Genomic DNA, 21915 nt, shown 5'->3' on the forward strand with positions numbered 1-21915 from the left:
TTATGCGTAAAATTAATGTCGATAATAAAATATAACTATATGTTAGATAACATAAACATAGCAGTACTGCATGTTGTTCTGCACTCTTATTCAGTTAGGCTCCATATACATGTACATGATGATGTAATCAAATATCTGAGTATTTAGCTATAGCAGCTAGCAAAATATTTAGGTTATTCCTGTATACAAGTCAAACGCTTAGGCATTAAGAGTCTTTATTAACTCTTATGAACAGTTGGTCTAATTGCATTAAACATGGCTGATATCATCATTCAGTAATGCTTGGTCAAATTAATATAAGTTAGTGCAGATCTAGACCCAATGAATGGTGAACAAGGTTGTTATCACTAGCATCATTCCATTGTTATACTTATCACTCAAACTTCTGAGTCATGCCATACTTATCATTACTCAGTAAGTTTTTGATAATATGATAGTATTACATGCATTACATTATGTAATTCTTGGAATATCAGGTATCTTAGTATCAGAGGCGTCTTGCTTTATCATGCTATTAGGTAGAAAAAATTTTTATTTTTAGTATCAACAATAGTCATAAGCATATTATTGTTACATAATCAATCATTTGCAATGATTCCTAAGATACATACTGTGCTATTTATGTTATGTATATCAGAGTATCATGCATTCAATAGTACATGTGTTGCCATATATTTGTATTTTGATAGCTAACTATAGTAAATGTGAATTTAATAAATGATTAGTTGATTAGTCTGTTATTGTTGAAAATTTTCAGTATCGATCCGTATGGCGTGAATCAATGCTAGCATATCTTGGGGTAGTTTTGTATGCCATTCCATAGCAATACCAGAGATAGGATGACTCATCCGTAACATAGTGGCATGAAGAGCCTGGCGGTTAAAACTGCATAAAGTAGTTATCAAATCTTCTGAAAATCCCTTTGGTAGACGAGGACGCAGAGAATAGATGGGGTCACCTACTATTGGATGAGTGATATGCGACATATGGACACGGATCTGATGTGTACGACCAGTGTCTAGTCGCAACTTCAGCCAGGTATGGCTGCGAAAATTTTTTATAATATGATAATAAGTTAGAGCAGGTTTTCCCGTGGTATTGACTGCCATATGGGTACGTTTAGTCACATGACGACCTATTGGAGCATCTACCTTGCCATCAATAATTATTCTACCAGTGACTATTGCTTCATATTCACGAGTAATTTTTCTTTTTTGTAAAGCCTCTAAAAGATTATTTTGTGCAGGAATAGTTTTTGCTATCACCATAAGGCCGGTTGTATCCTTATCTAAACGATGTACAATTCCTGCTCGAGGAATACAAGCGCTGGTTGGGAAATGGTACAGCAGGGCGTTCATAACGGTATCATCATGATGACCTGGACCAGGATGCACGACTAATTGACTAGGTTTATTAATTAGAAGGATATCAGCATCTTCATAAACAATATTTAATTTAATCTTTCTAGATGCTAAGCAGGTTGTGTCTGTGATTTCCGCATGAATGCTGATCAGTTCGCCACCGAATACTTTTTTCTTAGCTTTATCAGCAATCATGCCGTTAACAGAAACGTATTGCTTAAGAATCCATGTTTTTAAACAAGAACGTGAATATTTTGGGAATAATTCTTTCAACGCCTGATCTAAGCGTTGACCAAATTGTAATGTAGCGACTACTGCGTTAAGTTTTATTTGTTTTTTCATACACAGGAGTATTGTAATTTATGTTGGACTATCATGTCGTGTTAATTTCGGCTAATATTAAGCTATAACTAAACTACTATTAAATACTAAGTGAGACACTTTTGCACAAAACTCAGGGATCAAACAATCTTTATGACGCGTATAAAATATTTTTTAGTTACTACACTATGCAGCGTAATGCTATATGCATGTAGTGGATCTAGTGGCATAATACCTAATCAGTCGCCTAGCATTGCATTAGAAAGTGCAGAAAAAAAACTAGAGCACGGAGATTTTAAGGAAGCTATTGCACAGCTCACAGCTTTTAATTCCAGCTACCCATTCAGCCAATATTGCCAACAGGTTCAATTAGACCTAGTTTATGCATATTATAAGAATAATAATTTCTCTTTAGCATTAGAAACTATTGACTGCTTTTTACGACTATACCCAGATCACCCGAATCTTGATTATATCGTGTATATGCGTGGTTTAATATACATGGAAAAAGACAATAATCCGATACAAACTTTTTTTGGTATTGATCGATCCGATCGCGACCCAATCCATAGAGTATCTGCATTTAATAGTTTTTCGCAAATTCTGCGAAGTTATCCGCACAGCCAGTATGCCGCTGATGCACGTAAACGTCTTATTTTTCTAAAAGAATGTCAAGCAAAATACGACTTATCCGTGGCTGAATTTTATACGCAACGCGGGGCTTATATAGCAGTGGTTAACCGCGTGAACCAAATGCTCATAGACTACCCAGATGCTCAGGCAACGCATCGAGCTCTACAGTTAATGAAAAATGCTTACCGTCAATTACATTTAAATGTGCAAGCAGATCGTATCTCCAAAATCATTGCCGCTAATCCCATTTAAATAACATGTAGTTTTACTCTTAGCAAAACCATACACAATATAAAACATTAGATTTTAGAAAGAATCTATGACATATGACTCATGCATAAAGTATTTGAGATTAGTTCAAGCATACTAAAATCGCTATCAACTATTAGTCGACAGTATATATCGAATGATCTCTGATCGCTGCCCTGTTCAAAAACATACTGAGAGATCAATAAAGCACAGCTCAATGGTCATATTACTAAATATAGTAATATAATAAACTGTATCTTCTTTATATTTTTATGAATATAAACTCGTTAAGATAAATTCATTTCCATAAGTATGGTGGGCTATCTACAATCATATATATAATCAGGATAGATGAAGAAATATTTTATGTTCATATAACATAAAGAATATCGGTTATACTTGTTATATAGTATAGAAGTAAATTTATTTTGGATATTATCTTTGTTATTATAACATAATATTATGTTATATGTTGTTAACATTAAATATAAAAATGCCTAGAATAGCAGTTTATTTAAAAAAATGAAATGATTTATTAGGTGATACTAGATTGATTAGCACCTAAAAGCATACCCTGTTAGTTTTATGTATTAAATCAAGCATACTATATATTAATATTGCTTAAGTGTGTTAAATTCGTTTAGAGTTTTTCTATACGATTGATAGAAAAAGTTCAATACTTATCATTGTCTGATAAAAACATACATATATTCTTCTTGTGTTTGAGAGAACAGCACAATTTAACCGATTATCAATTTAACATCATCCACTGAACATTAAAATATATTTATTTAGTTTTAGTGTTGAGCCATCAGTTTATCACTACACTGATACATATAAACAAGTTAATATATTATTTTTCTATTTTAAGTTGAACTTACCAAAACTATCTGGATTACTAAAAGGTTTATTATTCTTCCAAGAAGCACGACAGTCTTTGTTAAGAAATATTCTAAAAAAGACTGAATATTTTTATATTATTTTAATGTGAGACGCGTTAAAAACATACTATGTATTATATTAGTATAAATATAATAGATTACAATAAAAATAATATTTATATGATAAATATATCATATTTTATATCTAAAAGTTTTAACAGTTACTAACAATATCATAGAAGTTTATTTTCAATAAAACGGATGATACTCAGGAATCGATTATGTCTAAGGCTAGCCATATCAATAAAAAAATCTTATCGGACCAGCTTCTTGGAAAACCTGTAGAATATCATGATATTTATCAACCTCTGCTTCTAAGAACTGTACCACGCAGCTTTAGCCGTAAATTGCTCAGTTTTGATTTGAATCAAATCAAGCTGACCGGAGAAGATATTTGGACATTATATGAAATATCTTGGCTTAATCAGAAAGGGCTACCACAGGTAGCTATAGGGGAGCTGGTGTTAGATATCAGAAGTACGAATTTGATCGAATCTAAAAGTTTAAAATTATACCTGAATAGTTTTAATCAAACCCGATTTTCAAATTTAGAGGCAGTTCAGAAGACTATAGAGCATGACTTAAATTATTATGCAATAGGGTTTGTTAGAGTTACCTTGTTCCAACTTGAAGATGCAAGGGATAAGACTATTGGTCATTTAAATGGCGTATGCATTGATAAGCAAGATATTAGCATTAGTAATTACGAGCTTAATCCCCATTACCTAAAAAATAGCACTGCCCAGGATATTGTCGAAGAGCAATTAGTGAGTCACCTTCTTAAGTCTAACTGTTTAATAACTAAACAACCAGACTGGGCCACAATACAGATTAGCTATCATGGGTTTCGAATTTATCATGAACCTTTGCTTCGTTACCTTATTTCTTATAGAAAACACTATGAGTTTCACGAACAGTGTGCTGAGCGAATTTTTCATGATATTTTAAAGTATTGTAAACCAAATAAGCTTAGTGTATATATTCGTTATACACGACGGGGTGGAATAGATATTAACCCCTGGCGCAGTAATACTGAGTATGTACCATACCTTACTCGTCTAGTACGACAGTAACATACTATATCCTTAGTAATCCTTAGCAAGGCTTCTTGTATGTGCTTTTGACAATATGCTTTTGAAAATTTAACAATAAATGTTTGTTTTAAGAATACTATCTTAAAACTATATCATAGTATCATAATATCATGCTCCATCTATGGTTAGTATATTAATACTAATAAAGTATATCGTATAGCTTAACATTTTTTAACGCTCTCTGGTACACATGAATATGTATAGCTGGTTTTTAGATAAAGGGTTTATTGTGGTTTTTCCTTAACAGAGCATACGAAATTTGTCCAGAGTATTCCCAAAATACCGAAACTTTCGTGGATTATCTGATCGATAGCAACAGAGACAGATAAAGCTTGCATTGTATGTTACGTTTAACAGCAGATATAAGGACTAGAACATTGCGTGGTACTGTATAGATTGTATCGTTTTAGTAATGCAGAACAATACATCTCATGTTATCACTAGTATTAACTAATAGATTTTACTTAATGTAAATTGCAGCTGGTCGAGTCTAATATGTACCAAACTGTATATATTAGTATGATAGGCGGATATAATATGAATATTTATAATGCTGCATTATAAAATATCAGGATATATTCATAGTCTAGCATAGAGCATATACTCTTATATGTCACACTTTTTTCCTGATAAATAGATCACATGATCTACAGATATCGACACAAAATACCCCAGTTAGAATAATCATCCTCTAATTGCGACACTCTCTGTGTGTTGGTTCTAGGATAGAACACATCCTCATCGCATAGAGAGCCATAAACATAGGCAATCAATATATTATTCGTACACTCCTAAGAAAAACCGTAAACCTAGATTATAGAGCTAAATTTTATGCGTATATACTCATTATATTGTATTATAACTCAACAGAGATAATCAGGATTTTAATCCAAACAAAGAGTAACGAAGAATAAATAATGCTAATATTTAGTACTCTTTATTCTGTTTTAGTATTACTTATTCTGTGAAGACCAAATAAGGCTGCAGCAGTACAATACAAAAATATAACACGTGATAGAATGATTGAGATCATATCGCTGATATTGATTTTTGTATAACCATACACTTTGTACCATAAAAATTCTGTACTTTTGATGGTAAACGGTTAAAGGAGCTTTTTTAGGCTGGTGTCTGAAAAATTACTGTATTTCTTTTATCAGTATATTCTGCTATTGTATTAAAGTTTAAATAGCGATAAGTGTCTATAGAAGTGGAGGCGATTTCCTTCATAAATATATAGTACTCAGATACAGTAGGTAATTTTCCTAAAATTGCTGAGATAGTAGCAAGTTCGACAGAAGAAAGGAAAACCTTTGTGTTATTACCGAGTCGATTGGGAAAATTTCGTGTAGAAGTTGAAACCACTGTAGCACCATCGGATACACGAGCTTGGTTACCCATGCATAGTGAACAACCCGGCATCTCCATTCTTGCACCACTATCTTTAAAAATAGTATAATAACCTTCTTGAGTCAATTGCATCGCATCCATTTTTGTAGGTGGAGCTACCCATAAACGGGCTTTTATAGAACCATTTGGTCTATGTTGTAGCAATTTTCCAGCTGCACGAAAATGACCGATATTGGTCATACATGAACCGATAAATACTTCGTCAACAGGGGTTCCTGCGACATCAGATAAAACGCAGGCATCATCTGGATCATTTGGGGCGCATAGAATCGGTTCTATGATATTCGATAGATCAATATTGAGAGTCTCTGCATATGACGCATCTACATCTCTTTCCAAAAGGTGAGGATGTTCTAACCATTCTTTCATATGATTAATGCGACGTTTAATGGTGCGTGTATTACCGTAACCTTCACGGGCCATCCATTGTAATAGTACAATATTCGAGTTTAGGTATTCTATCACTGACTCTTGATTTAATTGAACAACGCACCCTGCTGCAGAGCGTTCAGCAGACGCATCTGAGAACTCAAATGCTTGTTCTACCTTGAGATCTGGTAATCCTTCAATTTCCATGATTCGACCAGAAAATATGTTCTTTTTGCCTTTTTTTTCAACAGTCAATAATCCTGATTGAATAGCATAGAATGGAATGGAATGAACGATATCACGTAGAGTAATAGATGATTGTATTTTTCCTGTAAATTGTACTAATACTGACTCTGGCATATCTAGTGGCATCATTCCAGTAGTGGCAGCAAACGCCACTAAACCAGAACCCGCTGGAAAAGAAAGACCAATAGGAAATCGGGTATGCGAATCACCACCAGTACCAAGAGTATCCGGTAATAGCATACGATTTAGCCAGCTATGAATAATTCCATCTCCGGGGCGCAAAGAGATTCCACCACGATCCATTATAAAATTTGGTAACGTGTTATGAGTGAGCATGTCTATGGGCTTAGGGTAAGCTGAAGTATGGCAAAACGACTGCATGACTAAATCCGCAGAAAATCTTAGGCATGCTAGATCTTGAAGTTCATCTCTAGTCATCGGGCCAGTAGTGTCTTGTGAGCCAACGGAAGTTATTTTTGGTTCGCAATAGGTTCCCGGATGCATGCCTTTAACGCCACAGGCACGACCTACGATCTTTTGTGCTAGAGAGAAGTTAGATGGACTGCCTTTAATCGTCTTGACCGTTACAAAGGCATCTGTAGGTGGTAGTGATAAAGCAACTCGAGCTTTTTCAGTTAAAGAGCGCCCAATAATAAGTGCAATACGGCCGCCAGCACGTACCTCATCTAATAAAACCTTAGTTTTAAGTGAAAAATTTGCTAATACCTCATTAGTTTGATGGCTTCGGATTTCACCTTGATATGGGTAGATATCAATTATATCTCCCATGGTAAAACGCTCTACATCGACTTCAATGGGTAGTGCGCCTGAGTCTTCCATGGTATTAAAGAAAATAGGAGCTATACTACCACCAAGGCACACGCCACCACTTTTCTTATTGGGAACATAGGGAATACGCTCTCCTATAAACCACAGTACTGAGTTTGTAGCTGATTTTCGTGATGAACCTGTACCGACTATATCACCCGCATAAACTAAAGGAAAACCTTTTTTTCTTAGAGTCTGAATTTGCGTTATTGGACCAATATAACCCTCTTTATCTGGTTTTATGCCTTTACGAGGATGCTTTAACATTGTGAGCGCATGTAATGGAATATCTGGTCGAGACCACGCGTCTGTGGCAGGAGATAAATCATCAGTATTACTTTCACCTGCTACTTTAAATACGGTAAGTGTAAGTTTTTTGGCTAACGCTGGACGCGCGAAAAACCACTCAGCGTTCGCCCATGAATGCATAACTTTTTTAGCATATATATTGCCCTTTTTTGCTTTTTCCTCTACATCATTGAAATGATCAAAGATTAGTAACGTATGCGACAAAGCATCAGAGGCAAGCAGGGATAATCTATCATTATCCAGTGCTTTTAAAAGAATGTGAATGTTATAACCCCCTCGCATAGTACCTAGCAGTTTTACTGCTTTTTCTGGAGTGACAAGAGGGACAGTTATATGACCTTTAATAATAGAATCCAAGAATGATGCTTTGATATATGATGCTTTATCAACACCTGGTGGCACCCAATGCATTAATAAATCAAGTAGAAATTCTTGTTCTTCTGAATGGGGTTTTTGCAATAGCTTGACTAACTGAGTTACTTGATTCGCACTTAAGGCTTTTGGCGGAATTCCTTGGGTTTGACGTTCAGTAACATGCTTGCGGTATTCTGCTAACACGATGTTCTCCTTAGATAGTTAGCGTATTAGAGGTAGATATTTTATTAATACATATTGTATAGTCATACGACTGTATATTCTTTCAGGTTAAATATTTTACGATATGCCTCAGCAAAAAATATCAGAATAACAAGACTTTATAGTAGTGTTTAATACGTGATGGCATCTCATCATCATATGAGATCTTTGCTTTATCAACAGTATTAATATGAGCTAAACATCTTCTTTATTTTAAAGTAAAAAATTCTAGATAACGTATGACTCATCGCACATGAGTCAGGCAGCAGAATAGCGGTTAAAACTTGAGATCATAATCTATCTATAAAGTAATTAGAACTTACTAATATATATTCAACATATTTCACATATTGAATATATATATACAACTATATATTCAATTGCGATAGAGATTGACTATCTCTAAATACCATTTTCAGCTAATGATAAAGGTTGTTAAACCTTTAATATAAAAATATTAAATTAGCATAGATACTCAATCCTTATACCACATGAGACGTTAATCATTAAAATTTTCATTCATCATGATCTGTTTCAGACTGAATGATCAGGCAAGATCATGAAGAATAAATGCATTGTATATCTTTTGGTAGTATATCATATTACTTATCTTAAGTATCTCTTAATATACAGAGATTATTATACGGTCATTACAGAGTTTTTCTTGTCATTTCTTTTTCAATTAGGAGTATAAGAATGTGAATAACTTTTATATGGATTTCTTGGATACGATCAGCATAACCAATATGAGGAACACGGATAGCGACATCCACCATACTATTTATTTTACCAACCTGATAACCTGTTAGCATAATAACTTTCATGCCCTGTAAATAAGCACATTGCACGGCTTTTATTATATTTCTTGAGGTACCTGAAGTTGATATGCCCATTAAAACATCCCCAGGTTTTCCTACAGCCTCAATATAGCGAGAAAAAACATAATCGTAACCAAAATCATTACTCACGCAAGAAAAATGACTAACATCAGAAATACAGATCGCTGGATATCCTGGGCGATTTTCGCGGTAACGACCAGTAAGTTCTTCTGCAAAGTGCATGGCATCGCAATGTGATCCTCCATTACCACAAGACAAGACTTTACCTCCAGATTTAAAAGTATTAGCTAATAATACCCCTGCCAACTCAATTGCCGTAATGTTTTCTTGATGACTAAGAAATGCATCCAACGTTTCTGATGCTTGCTGTAGTTCAGCGCGAATCGTGTCTTGATACATCTAACCCCCTTTTTTTGTTAAGGAATAACTTTAGTAAAATCAACCTACCATCACAGATAGGGGAGTCATATTGTAATGATGTGTAGCACGTGTAACGCATACAGGAGTTTTAAGATTGGTTAGATTACATGAGTATAATTATAAAATTATAATATTTAAGAAAAGCTACAAAAAGTAAAGATTCCTGTCAGGATTTCTGTCAGACCAAGATAGAACTAATATGTTAGATTTACTTTTTAATGCTTCTATAGTTAATCATCTTCTGGGATAAGCTGATGATCTACAGTGTCTAAACACATCTGTATAATGTTCAGATAATAAATGGTAACCCTACATCTACAATAGACTTATTATTCTATGTAAACCCGGTATTGATTTCTCCCCTAGTATTGGAGACCACAACTAGCTGGTTATTCCATATTTTCTAATCGCTGTAAATAGGCTTATGCAAGGTATGCTTGATTCAGGTTTCAAGCTAGAATATTAAGCATTATATTATTCATTGGTAAATAGAATTAATGCATCGCTTAATGTATATCTATAGTCTCTATTAGAGAGGGTTATCATAGAGTAATATGCTCGAATGAGATTATGAGTGTAATACGCAATGTGTTTGATTGGGTATTAGTACTACTATAATGAACAGGAATTAAGGTTTAAAATTTAATTTATTTTAGAGTTTCAGTAAGAAGATGTTACTGTGATCATGGCTTAAAATAATCTTACTTTTAAGTATATTACTTAACGTAAGCATCTATAACTTAATAGAAGTTCATTAAGATACGTATTAATTAAATAATAATATTATATTATATGTTGTGTTATAATTACTTACCTTTAAACTATATACAATAGACTCTATGAAAAGATAGATTCTGTTCAGAAAAGCATCACATAACATATAACAGGTCATTTATGAGCTGGATTGAGCGAATTTTTTCTACAAGGAGACTGACCCCGTCGCGTAAAGCACATATCCCTGAAGGAGTATGGACAAAATGTCATAGCTGCAGCCAGGTTCTCTATCGTGCTGAATTAGAACGTAATCTGAACGTGTGCCCAAAGTGTGACCATCATATGCGAATGCATGCGCGAGATCGTCTACATAGTCTATTGGATCCAGGCTCGCTATGTGAGCTAGCCATCGAGCTGGAACCTAAAGACGTTTTGAAATTTAGAGACTCTAAAAAATATAAAGATCGTCTGATCTCTGCTCAGAAAGCTACTAGAGAAAAGGATGCGCTAATATTAATGCAGGGAACTATACACAGGATGCCAGTGATTGCAGTAGCGTTTGAGTTTTTATTTATGGGTGGATCCATGGGTTCTGTAGTCGGTGAACGGTTTGTACGGGGAGTAGAGCAAGCTATAAAAGATCACTGCCCAATGATTTGCTTTTCTGCATCTGGTGGCGCGAGAATGCAGGAGGCTCTCATAGCTCTCATGCAAATGGCGAAAACTAGTGCAGCTCTTGCAAAACTACAGGAGAATGGTCTACCATATATTTCGGTTCTAACAGACCCAACTATGGGTGGGGTCTCTGCTAGTCTTGCAATGCTTGGGGATCTCAATATTGCTGAACCAAAAGCATTAATTGGTTTTGCTGGTCCTCGTGTTATTCAACAGACACTTCGTGAAACATTACCACCAGGGTTTCAACGAAGCGAGTTTTTACTTGAGAAAGGTGCGATCGATATGATCCTGCGTCGCCCAATAATGCGTTTTAAATTAGCATGTATACTTGCGAAAATGATGAATCTTCCAGCGCCAGAGGCCGAGAATAAGAATAATACTGTTACTGAAAGAGTACAGTGATTAATCTCATGATTAACAATCTATGTAATATGATAATATTACTCAGTCATTAACTTGAGAGAATATAAATGGATGCTTTTAAACACTAAATCAACACTGAGTGAATGGTTGGAGTACCTTCAACATTTGCATACTCAACCAATTGATCTAGGGCTTGAACGCGTTAGACATGTTGGGCAATTACTCAATCTTCTTACTCCTGCTTCTATTGTATTTACTGTTGCTGGGACCAATGGGAAAGGTACTACTTGTCGGGCCATAGAAATCATTCTATTAGCTTCAGGATATCAGGTAGGAGTCTACAATTCTCCGCATCTGACACATTATTCTGAACGCATACGTATTTGCGGGAAGGAAGTAACAGAGGAGGAGCTTATTACATCATTTTCAGAAATTGAAAATGGACGTAAAAATATCTCATTAACTTATTTTGAATTTGGAACGCTATCAGCTTTATGGTTATTTAGACAGGCCAAGCTAGATATTGTGATCCTAGAGGTTGGCCTTGGTGGTCGGTTGGATGCTACTAACATTGTTGATGCAGATATAGCTATCATCACAAGTATTGCACTAGATCACACGACCTGGTTAGGATCAGATCGTGAAAGTATTGGTCGAGAGAAAGCCGGTATATTTCGCACTGGTAAGCCGGCTGTAATTGGTGAGCCAGACACGCCTAATTCTGTTCGAGAAATAGCGCAATATGTAGGGGCGCAGCTATACCAAAGCAATCGTGATTGGTCTTATAGTGCTACCGATGACAGTTGGGCGTTTGAAGATTTTCATGGCAAGGTTCAGTCTATTCCGTTACCACAAATACCTATTGATAATGCCGCTACTGCTATCGCAGCATTACGTATATCTCTCATACCAGTTCATGATTCGATTGTTTTTCATGCTTTGTGTCAGGCTACTTTGCCGGGTCGTTTTCAGATAGTATCCGACTGCCCTAAAGTTATTCTTGATGTAGCGCACAATCCTCATGCAGCACATTATCTTTCTGCACAACTTATAAAAATTAAAAAAACAGCAAAAATACACGCAGTAGTAGGTATGCGCCAGGATAAAGATATTGCTAATACTTTAGCTTACCTAGTGCCTCAAGTAGATTACTGGTACTGTGCATCGCTAACTCACCCCTATGGCGCAAGTGCTGCTCGTATTATGTCTTACCTGAACAACGCAATATGTTTTACATCAGTCGCTCGTGCATGGCGTCATGCGGTAAATAAGGCTCATTCGCAGGATATCATCCTAGTTTTTGGGTCGTTTGATACTGTCTCTCAGGTGATAACTGCTAGACTAACGGCGAATAGCTAAATATTTCAAATCAACAAAATCAGGTACATGTTAAAACAATTAGCTCTTCACAGAGCTAATAATTAGTCATTGATTACATTATTAATATCAATATGAAGATTGCAGTCAAATCCCTAGTAGTGATAGATAAATAGTGCGATAATCTCGTTAGATCCAAGGAGGTGCCTATTGATGATATCGTGTCTTGATAATTACAAAATAAATATGAATTGAGAGTTTAAGTACTAGCTAACATTAAGTATAGAGTTTATGCATAGATGTTTTTATAAAAATTTTTAGTGAGAGCATACATTAGAAAAAGAGCAATGTTGACATCTATCACTTCAATAGATCTGGCGCAAGAGAATAATAATTCTATTATATAGATATCAATATAGAATTTATTTTGTAAATATATTACATTACCTGCTGGCTAGGGTAAGAATCTACTCAATATTTAACTTGAGGCATAAAAATTTTATCACTATACTTTTTTAAATATTTTGAGCACAATATAGAACTTATACATTCACTAGGCGCTCTGAATACAGAATACACAGAGCTATCGATAAATACTAAGAATATTTGCATAGAATATTCTTAGTATAGGTTACTAGTGTACTAAGTTGTCTTAGTAGTATACCTAAGGATAGATCACCGCAGTACCATTTACTTGTAGTCATTATACCGACGTAGTATGCATAACGTATGCAATATAATATTCATGCAATTGTGAATGAGGAGAGTGGTAAAATGCGCATTATTCTACTGGGGCCACCTGGATCAGGAAAGGGAACTCAGGCGAATTTTATTATAGATCAATACGGTATTCCAGCAATCTCTACGGGTGACATATTACGTACTGCTGTCAAATGTAACTCAACGCTTGGGAATCAGATTAAAAAAATCATGGATGCCGGAAAGCTAGTTACTGAAGAAATCATGATTGCGTTAGTAACGAAGCGCCTATCTCAAACAGATTGTTGTACAGGTTTTGTATTAGACGGGTTTCCTCGTACGATTGTTCAAGCGCATGCAATACAAACATTAGGTATCAAGGTTGACCATATTTTAGAATTTCAAGTTCCAGACGAACTAATTATTGAAAGGCTGGTTGGACGTCAAACACACGAAAGATCAGGCCGGATTTATCATATACACCATAATCCACCGAAAATTCAAGGAAAGGACGACATAACTGGCGAGCCATTGACCATGCGTAACGATGATAAAAAAGAAATAGTTCACCAACGATTAAGTGAATATCATCAGAGGACAGCTCCTCTAATAAAATATTATACTACAGAAAGATCAGCGGATCATACGCAATACCACCGACTAGATGGTACACTTAATATCACTCTACTCAAAAAAATAATCTCAAATATTCTTGAGTGATGGAATCGAGTTGGGTGATACAAAGATTTTTATGCGTTTGCGATCATCATTAAGCATGATGCAGAATATATTTATTTATTTATTTATTTATTTTAGTTGTCATTTAAAAGAATATATCTCTATTGGTGATGCTCCGTTGATTATACTCCATAATAAATTTTTTCTTCTTTCTTGATAGAGACAGAAGATACTCTGCTGATGATCTTATGAAGATATAAATTATACACTGCAATGAGAGGATCTTCTATTTTGTATAGTAATCGAATCTCATGCTCTCGTGACAGGTAAATCTGTAGTACACTTTATCAAATAACAAAGACAAATCACACTACTTATCTAAAATCAGTATATATCTAAATGAAATAAAATTTTCCGCTGGTACATTCAGAAAGTGAGCATTAAGATATTTGAGTAAAATATCTATTTTTAGTGAAAAATAGATATTTTAAAAAACAGACAAAGGTGTTATATATAATTATATATCCTACCTCATTAATCATCAAGCGTTCATACTAACCCATGCATCCCCATTGAGATTAGCTGTAATATATCTAATGGATATATTACAGGATCGTCATGATTAATATAAGATGTATAATGCTACGTATCGGTTATTGATTTCTGTGCGCAATAGAGTAAATCGTAGGTGATACCAATATCAGTGTCATAAATAATCAATCATAGTTATTAATGATCATTATGTTTAAAAACAAGATGTCAGATATTAGTCATCATATCTATATATAGTTGAAATATGACTTACGATGACTATTTTTGAGAAAATACCTATATGCGTGTATATAATAATGAAAATCTGTAAATATAATATATTTTATGATTGTTTATGACTGACATCGGCTCTTATTGAGTAATGAGTACGATTTAATATTTTAAAATGCTTTATATAACAACCCCTAAATAGAGACTGTGCTAGGTCTATCTTAGATATATACTCAGACATTCTATGTAACAAAAATTTTAAATCGTGATGAATTGTGTATGTATCAAATACATAATTATCGTATTTTGCTTAAAAATAAGAAAAATCTTGATTTTTTTGTTTACACAAGCAAACCATCTATTTTCAATATGATACTGAAATTAAGTCAATAGATTTTGCATTGACCCATAAAAAGATTTAACAGAGATTACGGCAAGCATATATTAGGGAAGTCTTTCTGAAGAAAGAGAGCCAAGTGCTGAATAATATATCTATCCGTGAACCACTTTAATGCTAATTATTGTATTTTGATGCGCTATGCTAAGTTGGTCAGATATGATAACTATACTTATGGATATAGTGACGTTAATTGTGTAAGCAATATAAGCATGACAAGAGTTAAAACGGTATAAGCATGGATGCAATTTACTTGCTGCATCAGTAGATAACAATAAACTAAAACGTTACGTACATTTGATAAAATGAAATTTATATGAGAGTAATCAGGACATTGTAGTCAAATTTTTTATATAATAGACAGAGTGAAAAACATTGCGATAGATGCGTACGTATCACTTATATTGGTGTAAATAAAATAAAATCGATAATATCAATTTTATTGATAGTCAGACATCACGGTTTGATTACTGATCTAACGTTTTATTAGTTAAAATTTCTATGTGTTGTAACAATCACAATAATATCTTTATTAGGTTATTAATCAAGTTAACTTTGATATGATTTCAAGTGTAGCTTTTTTAAAATACAGAGCCCTCTAATAGACTGACGATAATTTTTCTTATTTTAAACGAGCTGTATTCTCTCTTCGTAATAGCTTATCACTGTTATTTACGGGTTATTGATATTATTTAATTTATAGCCATTAAGACTGATTATTAGTGACTAATCTACTGGGTAACGTTGTTTAAATTGCTAATAGCAGTACAGACGAGTGGCATAGACGAGAGCAAAACTCCATGCTAACCATACCACCTTATTGGTACTTTTTTAATCGCACCCAATGGGCGGAATTACGTAATATAGTTCCAACAACCCTAGACAAGAGTAAACTTATGTGTTTACCAGGGATAAACCAGGATCTTTCGATGCAAGAAGTGACAGAGATTTATCTTCCACTTGCTCGGCTAATAAATTGCTATATAACTTCTAATTCACAACGTACAGAAGTGTTCAAGCCATGTCTTGGGGAAAAGAGTAAGAAAATTCCTTATATCATAAGTATCGCTGGTAGCGTTGCAGTAGGTAAAAGCACTATAGCTCGTGTATTACAGAAACTGTTAAAGCTCTGGCCAGAGTATCAGTGCGTTGAATTGATCACAACTGATGGGTTTTTATACCCAAATGCGATCCTTATCGCACGCGGATTGATGCAAGAAAAAGGTTTTCCGTCCTCCTATGATATCAATAGTTTAGTAAAATTTGTTGCAGATCTAAAATCAGGTGTTTCACAGGTGAAGGCACCAGTTTATTCTCATGTAATATATGATATTATTCCATCATATCATCAAACTATCCAAGATCCGGATATTCTTATACTGGAAGGTTTAAACGTTTTACAATGTGGTACGGATACCGCTTATAACCATCATGATATTTTTATATCAGATTTTGTGGATTTTTCAATCTATATTGATGCGCCACATGAGTTACTAAAAGACTGGTATACTAGTCGTTTTCTCAAGTTGTGCCACCACGCTTCTTTTAATCCATCCTCTTTTTTCCATGATTATGCCAAATTATCATCTAAAGAGGCCAGATCAATTGCTAGTAACATATGGAATGAGATAAATTATAGAAATTTACAAGAAAATATCTTACCAACACGAGAACGCGCCACTTTAATTATGACTAAAGCCTATAATCATTCCATCTCTTTAGTAAAATTAAAAAAAGAAACACACCAGGCAAACAAACTGATATATTCCTAATATATTCCTAAATAGATTATAAGCGATTTAACGTTTGAAATCTATTTTTACGAAAAATATTTAACATGTATGACGTGAATCAAGACAGCATGTGCAGAATAATTAGAGAATATTTACTAAACTAATTAAATGATCTGTAGTTAGCTATATAGCCAATAAGCAGTTTCATTCGGTCTGTCTACAAGCATCAATGCTAAGAATATGACCTTTATGATCTGATTTCACATGTTATAAATGAAGTTTAGTCCCTTATATTCCATGCGATACACCGCTTTTCGGTGATAGGAATGAACTAAAACTGATAGTCATAAGTTAACACATAGTGCACCATCTAATTGTCAAAGAATCTAGCTAACTATATTAGTTTAGCGTAAGATTAAGATAATTATAATCAGATGTATTTTTTAAAATGATGCTATTTTTAAAATCAGAAGACTTCTAATACCTAGAGTGTTTTTGAGAAAACACCAAAGTACATATTCTGTTAATACAGCTCAATAAGATTCGATTAATAATATTGAAAACTATCATTGTATACTACAAAAATGTTCTGATTAATATCCTTAGTAAAAGAATTATTTAAAATATAATAGTATTATTAATCATTATTATAGTATTAGCGCAGATCCTATATAAGGATATAATCCTTTGCAATATAGATATAATTTCGTTCCATGCTAGATATGACCTCTAGATATACTGTTAAGTTACTTCATATTATATCTTTTTATGGGACGTGATTAATGTAATCATATCTAATAAAGTTTTTAAGTGATGGTTGTTAAAAAGAGGATATTTGTCTGTGATTATCATGTGAGGTGCATTATGAAGATCAATAATAGAGTATATAATATACCCTTATTAGACTCTATAACTCAGGAATTGCCCTATCATAGACAGCAGACAAACACTCAACTCCAATATATTCATGGTATACAGGATTATATACAGATACACAATCAAGCAACAGATAAGAAAAAATACATATTTGTTAATCAGTACTCTATAGAGTACGCTAATCGCCTTAGAAAAAATATTAGAAAACTAGATAAATGGGCTAGACTTCAGGGGATTGAATGCTATCGGATCTATGATCGAGACTTACCAGATTACAAAGTTGCAGTGGATCGTTATGCTGATTGGATTGTGATTCATGACTATGAATCACCGATAACTATTCACGAATGTACAAAACTTCAGCGGTTATTAGAGATCATCTCTACCACCCTAGAGATACTTCAACAACCAGCAAACAAAGTGGTATTAAAGACTCGCAAAAAACAGAAAGGAAAAACTCAGCAGTACCAAAAAATAGACACAAATGGTGACTTTTTTGCAGTTACTGAATTTAATGCAAAATTACTAGTGAATTTGACTGATTACATTGATACTGGGCTTTTCTTAGATCATCGTATTACACGAAAAATACTAGGTAAGCTCAGCAGGGAAAAGGATTTTCTAAACCTATTCGGTTATACTGGTAGCGCTAGCGTGCATGCTGGCTTAGGGGGAGCCTTAAGCACAACGACCGTTGACATGTCTCGTACATATCTTTCATGGGCCGAGCAAAACATGCGCCTCAACGGCCTCTCTGGTAATCAACATCTCCTGGTTAAAGCTAATTGCTTCCACTGGATTCGTAGTGCTAAAGAAACATTTGATATAATTTTTGTTAATCCTCCTACTTTTTCTAATTCGAAAAAAATGAGTAGAAGTTTTGATATACAACGTGATTATTTAGAATTACTTTGGCACTTAAAAAGCTTGTTACGCATACACGGGAAAATTATATTTTCTAATAATAAACATGGTTTTAAGATGAATCTTTCTGGCCTGAAAGAAATAGGTATGAGAGCTGTTGAAATTACCGCTAAAACACAACCTAAAGATTTTTACCATACTCGCTCTATACATAAGTGTTGGATCATAACTCATGCTAATAATGCTAATAATGCTAATAATGCTAATAAAAATTATAGATTTTCATAGGGACCAATATAGTTTTATTAGTGCCTATCACTAAGCATTCCATCCCTGGGTAATCTATTGATACATTTTTTATAATCTGACAAGAAGTGCTTACAATTGGACGTGTCTTATATGGACACCCAATAGCTATGCGATCTAGGCTCGAAAATATAACTTCCGGATGCTAAATAATATTTTATATAGAATATTGATATGATCTAACTATTAACTGTCTGTTAATGTCATACTCTAGGTGTTTTTTATACAGAGATGATATTTTATAAAATTATTAAGGATTTCTAATAAAAAATTCTAAAATATATTAATTATAATATACTCAGTCAGTAACTAAATACAGCTTTTATTATAAAATAACTATTTTTTCAAAAGTACTAGTTGTATTAATTAATAATTATATGGATTAACAATCTAATTGTGTAAGTAACTATGCTATTAGATTTTTATGGATTTTTTTATTAGCCTGATAATTACAAGATGATTGTATGTTCTCTGAACATTTTATGATGATCTTGAAAAGGATATACCACTCTTTAATATAAACAGGTAAAATCTAAAAGAAACGTTTATTAACAATTCAATATTTATTTTAGATTTTACAAGCATTCTCAGTCTCTGATAAGCTTGTGACAGTGGTCTAGAATTGAATGTTATCTAATTAATTTTAAAAAATTCATACAAAACTATCTGAAGCGATCCAGATAGATCCTGTTGATAGATGCTATCTACAGAAATCTTTAATATATTCGCACTAAGTGTATGTTAAGAGTATCTACTCTAGATAATGCTATAGTTACTATAGGTAGTGCTCATGACAAAGATAATTACATCAATGTTTCTCTCATCTTAAACATAAGCAGTTTTTAGATTTTTTATGCTTCAGACGAGAAAAACGATTACGAGTTATGTATGTTGGTATGTGGATGCCTTATCCTATGCATGACCAGCAAAGGAGATTAACATGAAATCAATTGTTTAATAATTTTGTTAATCGTATAGTTGCGGTCAACTTTGTCTTATAGCGCTATCTCTGTTGATTCTCAATCATAGCATATTGAACGTAGGTCATTGACCGTCAAGTAGAGATATATACTTTATTTAATCAGTGTGCATATAAGCAATAAAATCAACTATAAAATCTATACTTTTAAAGAGTGTTGATGCATGTTTTAGATATGTACAACAATATAAAATATCCAAATAAGAGAAAATAGTAGTACGAGACCCCATACACCTAGGCACCCAAATTGGACATACGGTGTTAATCCAGCGGTCGGTGTTACCTGTGTCATGAGAACTTTAGATTCGAATTGTGGAATGATATGAGAAATCTTGCCATTGGCATTAATAGTAGCTGTTACACCATTATTTGTAGCATACAATAGTGGTCTGCCTAGCTCTAGTGCACGCATTTGTGCCATTTGAAGGTGCTGCCATGGACAAGTCGAACCTCCAAACCATGCATCATTGGATAATGTTAGTAAAAAATCAGTGTTTGATCGAATGTTATCCCGCATTTTTTGTCCTAATACAACTTCATAGCATAGAGCTGGAGTACAATTATAACCTGCTACTTGTAACTGAGGCTGAATATATTCCCCCTGGCTAAATTCAGACAGTGATAAGTTAAAAAACGGTATAACAAATTGTAACAGAGCTTTTAAAGGAAGATATTCACCAAAAGGTACTAAATGGTTCTTCTGATAATGATTTCTAGTGCAGTAATGATAAGGGGTTTTATTACCTATTACAATTATCGTATTATAAACATCATAGCGATTTTTTTCAAAACGAGAATCTAGAATCCCAGTAACTAAAGTGGTTCCAGACATTCGTAGATTTTTATCACTGGATCGCAGAAAACATTGTTGATTAGATTCGAAATCTGGCAGAGCGGATTCAGGCCAGATAATAATTGATACTTTTCCGACATAGGGCTTACTAAGTCGTATATAAGTTTTCAAAATATTTTCTATCTGATCGGGAGAACAGATAACTGATGGAGAAATATTTCCTTGCACTAAAGCGACATCTGCTATGCGATTCTGTAATGGCAGGTACCAAGTTATTTTGCTTAACAATCCAGCCACTAAAAATATCACTAGAATTAAGACTATAACAATTACACGATGCTTCAATAGCGCATATACTATTAATCCAGAAATCATCATTAAGGAGAAAGTGATAGCCTCCACCCCCATCAATGGAGCTAGACCTTTAAGTGGGCCATTGATCTGACTATAACCGAATTGTAACCAGGGAAACCCAGTGAATACCCAACTACGCAAGAATTCAGTAATCTGCCAGATTACTGGGGCTGCTATTGTTAGGCGAAGAAATAACCTTGTTGTACATAGTTTATTTAATAGCGCAATAAACAAAAGAGGATATAAAGCTAAATAAGCAGAGAGTAAGCACAAAAGAGAAGCACTCAGTATAAAAGAGACTCCATAAAAAGTGTGCATGCTAATATAAATCCAATGAAGCCCACTACCAAAGAGACCTAAACCCCATATAAAAGAAATAGCACTAGCCTGCTGCATAGTCCGATTTAACGTTAAACCCTGCAATCCACATAGTGATACAAGCGCAGCCTGCCAAAAATCGTATGGAGAAAAACTGAGTGTACCGAGAGCACCTGTAAAAAATGCTGCAAATAAACGTAAATACTGATTATGAGAATTTTTCAAGAGTGACATTTTGAAATAGATATTATCTTGACTTATATTGACGAGCACCCAGCTAATATATTCAGTGCATTGATGGACTATGACATTGGTAATGTCATTACGATTTTAAACTCTAATTTAAGTATATATAATATATATTTCAATATCAATTTTTTAAAAAATAGAATATGTCACATACAATAAAATAAAACGACTAACATAATATTCTGTTAAGTCACAGAATAGAGTAATGATCAGTAAAATTAACAGATGTTTTAAATTTT

Annotated in this window: 11 protein-coding genes; 7 read left to right on the forward strand and 4 right to left on the reverse strand. The window is 33.8% G+C overall.

The annotated features are described in order from the left end of the window. Nucleotides 1-737: 737 nt before the first annotated feature. Nucleotides 738-1703: a 23S rRNA pseudouridine(1911/1915/1917) synthase RluD gene (rluD, locus tag CIPSTX3056_RS01815; protein WP_072666255.1), complete on the reverse strand. Its 966-nt coding sequence runs from the start codon at nucleotides 1701-1703 to the stop codon at nucleotides 738-740. 132 nt (nucleotides 1704-1835) lie between these two features. On the opposite strand from rluD, the gene bamD reads away from it, so the two are divergent. Continuing rightward, on the forward strand, nucleotides 1836-2567 hold the full coding sequence (gene bamD / locus CIPSTX3056_RS01820; RefSeq protein ID WP_072666256.1) for an outer membrane protein assembly factor BamD: 732 nt from the start codon (nucleotides 1836-1838) through the stop codon (nucleotides 2565-2567). A 1159-nt stretch (nucleotides 2568-3726) separates the two neighbouring features. Next, nucleotides 3727-4578, forward strand: coding sequence for an NADPH-dependent 7-cyano-7-deazaguanine reductase QueF (gene queF, locus CIPSTX3056_RS01825; protein ID WP_072666257.1), 852 nt, complete (start codon nucleotides 3727-3729; stop codon nucleotides 4576-4578). 1140 nt (nucleotides 4579-5718) lie between these two features. Here the strand turns inward: queF and acnB are convergent. Together acnB and lpcA are read right to left on the reverse strand one after the other, a co-directional pair. Beyond that, on the reverse strand, nucleotides 5719-8319 hold the full coding sequence (gene acnB / locus CIPSTX3056_RS01830) for a bifunctional aconitate hydratase 2/2-methylisocitrate dehydratase (protein ID WP_072666258.1): 2601 nt from the start codon (nucleotides 8317-8319) through the stop codon (nucleotides 5719-5721). Nucleotides 8320-8987: 668 nt separating this feature from the next. After that, on the reverse strand, nucleotides 8988-9575 hold the full coding sequence (gene lpcA / locus CIPSTX3056_RS01835) for a D-sedoheptulose 7-phosphate isomerase (protein ID WP_072666259.1): 588 nt from the start codon (nucleotides 9573-9575) through the stop codon (nucleotides 8988-8990). A 915-nt stretch (nucleotides 9576-10490) separates the two neighbouring features. On the opposite strand from lpcA, the gene accD reads away from it, so the two are divergent. From accD to rlmKL, 5 genes are all read left to right on the forward strand, one after another. Further along, nucleotides 10491-11390 (forward strand): acetyl-CoA carboxylase, carboxyltransferase subunit beta, encoded by a 900-nt coding sequence (gene accD / locus CIPSTX3056_RS01840; protein ID WP_072666260.1) that lies wholly within the window; start codon nucleotides 10491-10493, stop codon nucleotides 11388-11390. Between the two features lie 72 nt (nucleotides 11391-11462). After that, on the forward strand, nucleotides 11463-12710 hold the full coding sequence (folC, locus tag CIPSTX3056_RS01845; protein ID WP_072666261.1) for a bifunctional tetrahydrofolate synthase/dihydrofolate synthase: 1248 nt from the start codon (nucleotides 11463-11465) through the stop codon (nucleotides 12708-12710). A 732-nt stretch (nucleotides 12711-13442) separates the two neighbouring features. Then, nucleotides 13443-14087, forward strand: coding sequence for an adenylate kinase (adk, locus tag CIPSTX3056_RS01850; protein ID WP_072666262.1), 645 nt, complete (start codon nucleotides 13443-13445; stop codon nucleotides 14085-14087). Nucleotides 14088-16004: 1917 nt separating this feature from the next. Further along, the gene (coaA, locus tag CIPSTX3056_RS01855) at nucleotides 16005-16976 is read left to right on the forward strand and encodes a type I pantothenate kinase (RefSeq protein ID WP_072666263.1); all 972 of its coding nucleotides are present in this window, start codon (nucleotides 16005-16007) and stop codon (nucleotides 16974-16976) included. An 825-nt stretch (nucleotides 16977-17801) separates the two neighbouring features. Further along, nucleotides 17802-18965, forward strand: a complete 1164-nt coding sequence (gene rlmKL / locus CIPSTX3056_RS01860; protein WP_072666264.1) for a bifunctional 23S rRNA (guanine(2069)-N(7))-methyltransferase RlmK/23S rRNA (guanine(2445)-N(2))-methyltransferase RlmL — start codon at nucleotides 17802-17804, stop codon at nucleotides 18963-18965. A 1166-nt stretch (nucleotides 18966-20131) separates the two neighbouring features. On the opposite strand, the gene lnt is transcribed toward rlmKL, so the two are convergent. Beyond that, nucleotides 20132-21661, reverse strand: coding sequence for an apolipoprotein N-acyltransferase (lnt, locus tag CIPSTX3056_RS01865; RefSeq protein WP_072666265.1), 1530 nt, complete (start codon nucleotides 21659-21661; stop codon nucleotides 20132-20134). Nucleotides 21662-21915: the final 254 nt, after the last annotated feature.

The sequence above is a fragment of the Candidatus Erwinia haradaeae genome, assembly GCF_900698965.1.
Classification (GTDB): Bacteria; Pseudomonadota; Gammaproteobacteria; order Enterobacterales; family Enterobacteriaceae; genus Erwinia_E; species Erwinia_E haradaeae_A.

Bases quoted from the DNA above. Each gene is read 5' to 3' on its own strand.
- rluD (WP_072666255.1), bottom strand. From the start codon at position 1,703: ATGAAAAAACAAATAAAACTTAACGCAGTAGTCGCTACATTACAATTT.
- bamD (WP_072666256.1), top strand. From the start codon at position 1,836: ATGACGCGTATAAAATATTTTTTAGTTACTACACTATGCAGCGTAATG.
- queF (WP_072666257.1), top strand. From the start codon at position 3,727: ATGTCTAAGGCTAGCCATATCAATAAAAAAATCTTATCGGACCAGCTT.
- lpcA (WP_072666259.1), bottom strand. From the start codon at position 9,575: ATGTATCAAGACACGATTCGCGCTGAACTACAGCAAGCATCAGAAACG.
- accD (WP_072666260.1), top strand. From the start codon at position 10,491: ATGAGCTGGATTGAGCGAATTTTTTCTACAAGGAGACTGACCCCGTCG.
- folC (WP_072666261.1), top strand. From the start codon at position 11,463: ATGCTTTTAAACACTAAATCAACACTGAGTGAATGGTTGGAGTACCTT.
- adk (WP_072666262.1), top strand. From the start codon at position 13,443: ATGCGCATTATTCTACTGGGGCCACCTGGATCAGGAAAGGGAACTCAG.
- coaA (WP_072666263.1), top strand. From the start codon at position 16,005: ATGCTAACCATACCACCTTATTGGTACTTTTTTAATCGCACCCAATGG.
- rlmKL (WP_072666264.1), top strand. From the start codon at position 17,802: ATGAAGATCAATAATAGAGTATATAATATACCCTTATTAGACTCTATA.
- lnt (WP_072666265.1), bottom strand. From the start codon at position 21,661: ATGTCACTCTTGAAAAATTCTCATAATCAGTATTTACGTTTATTTGCA.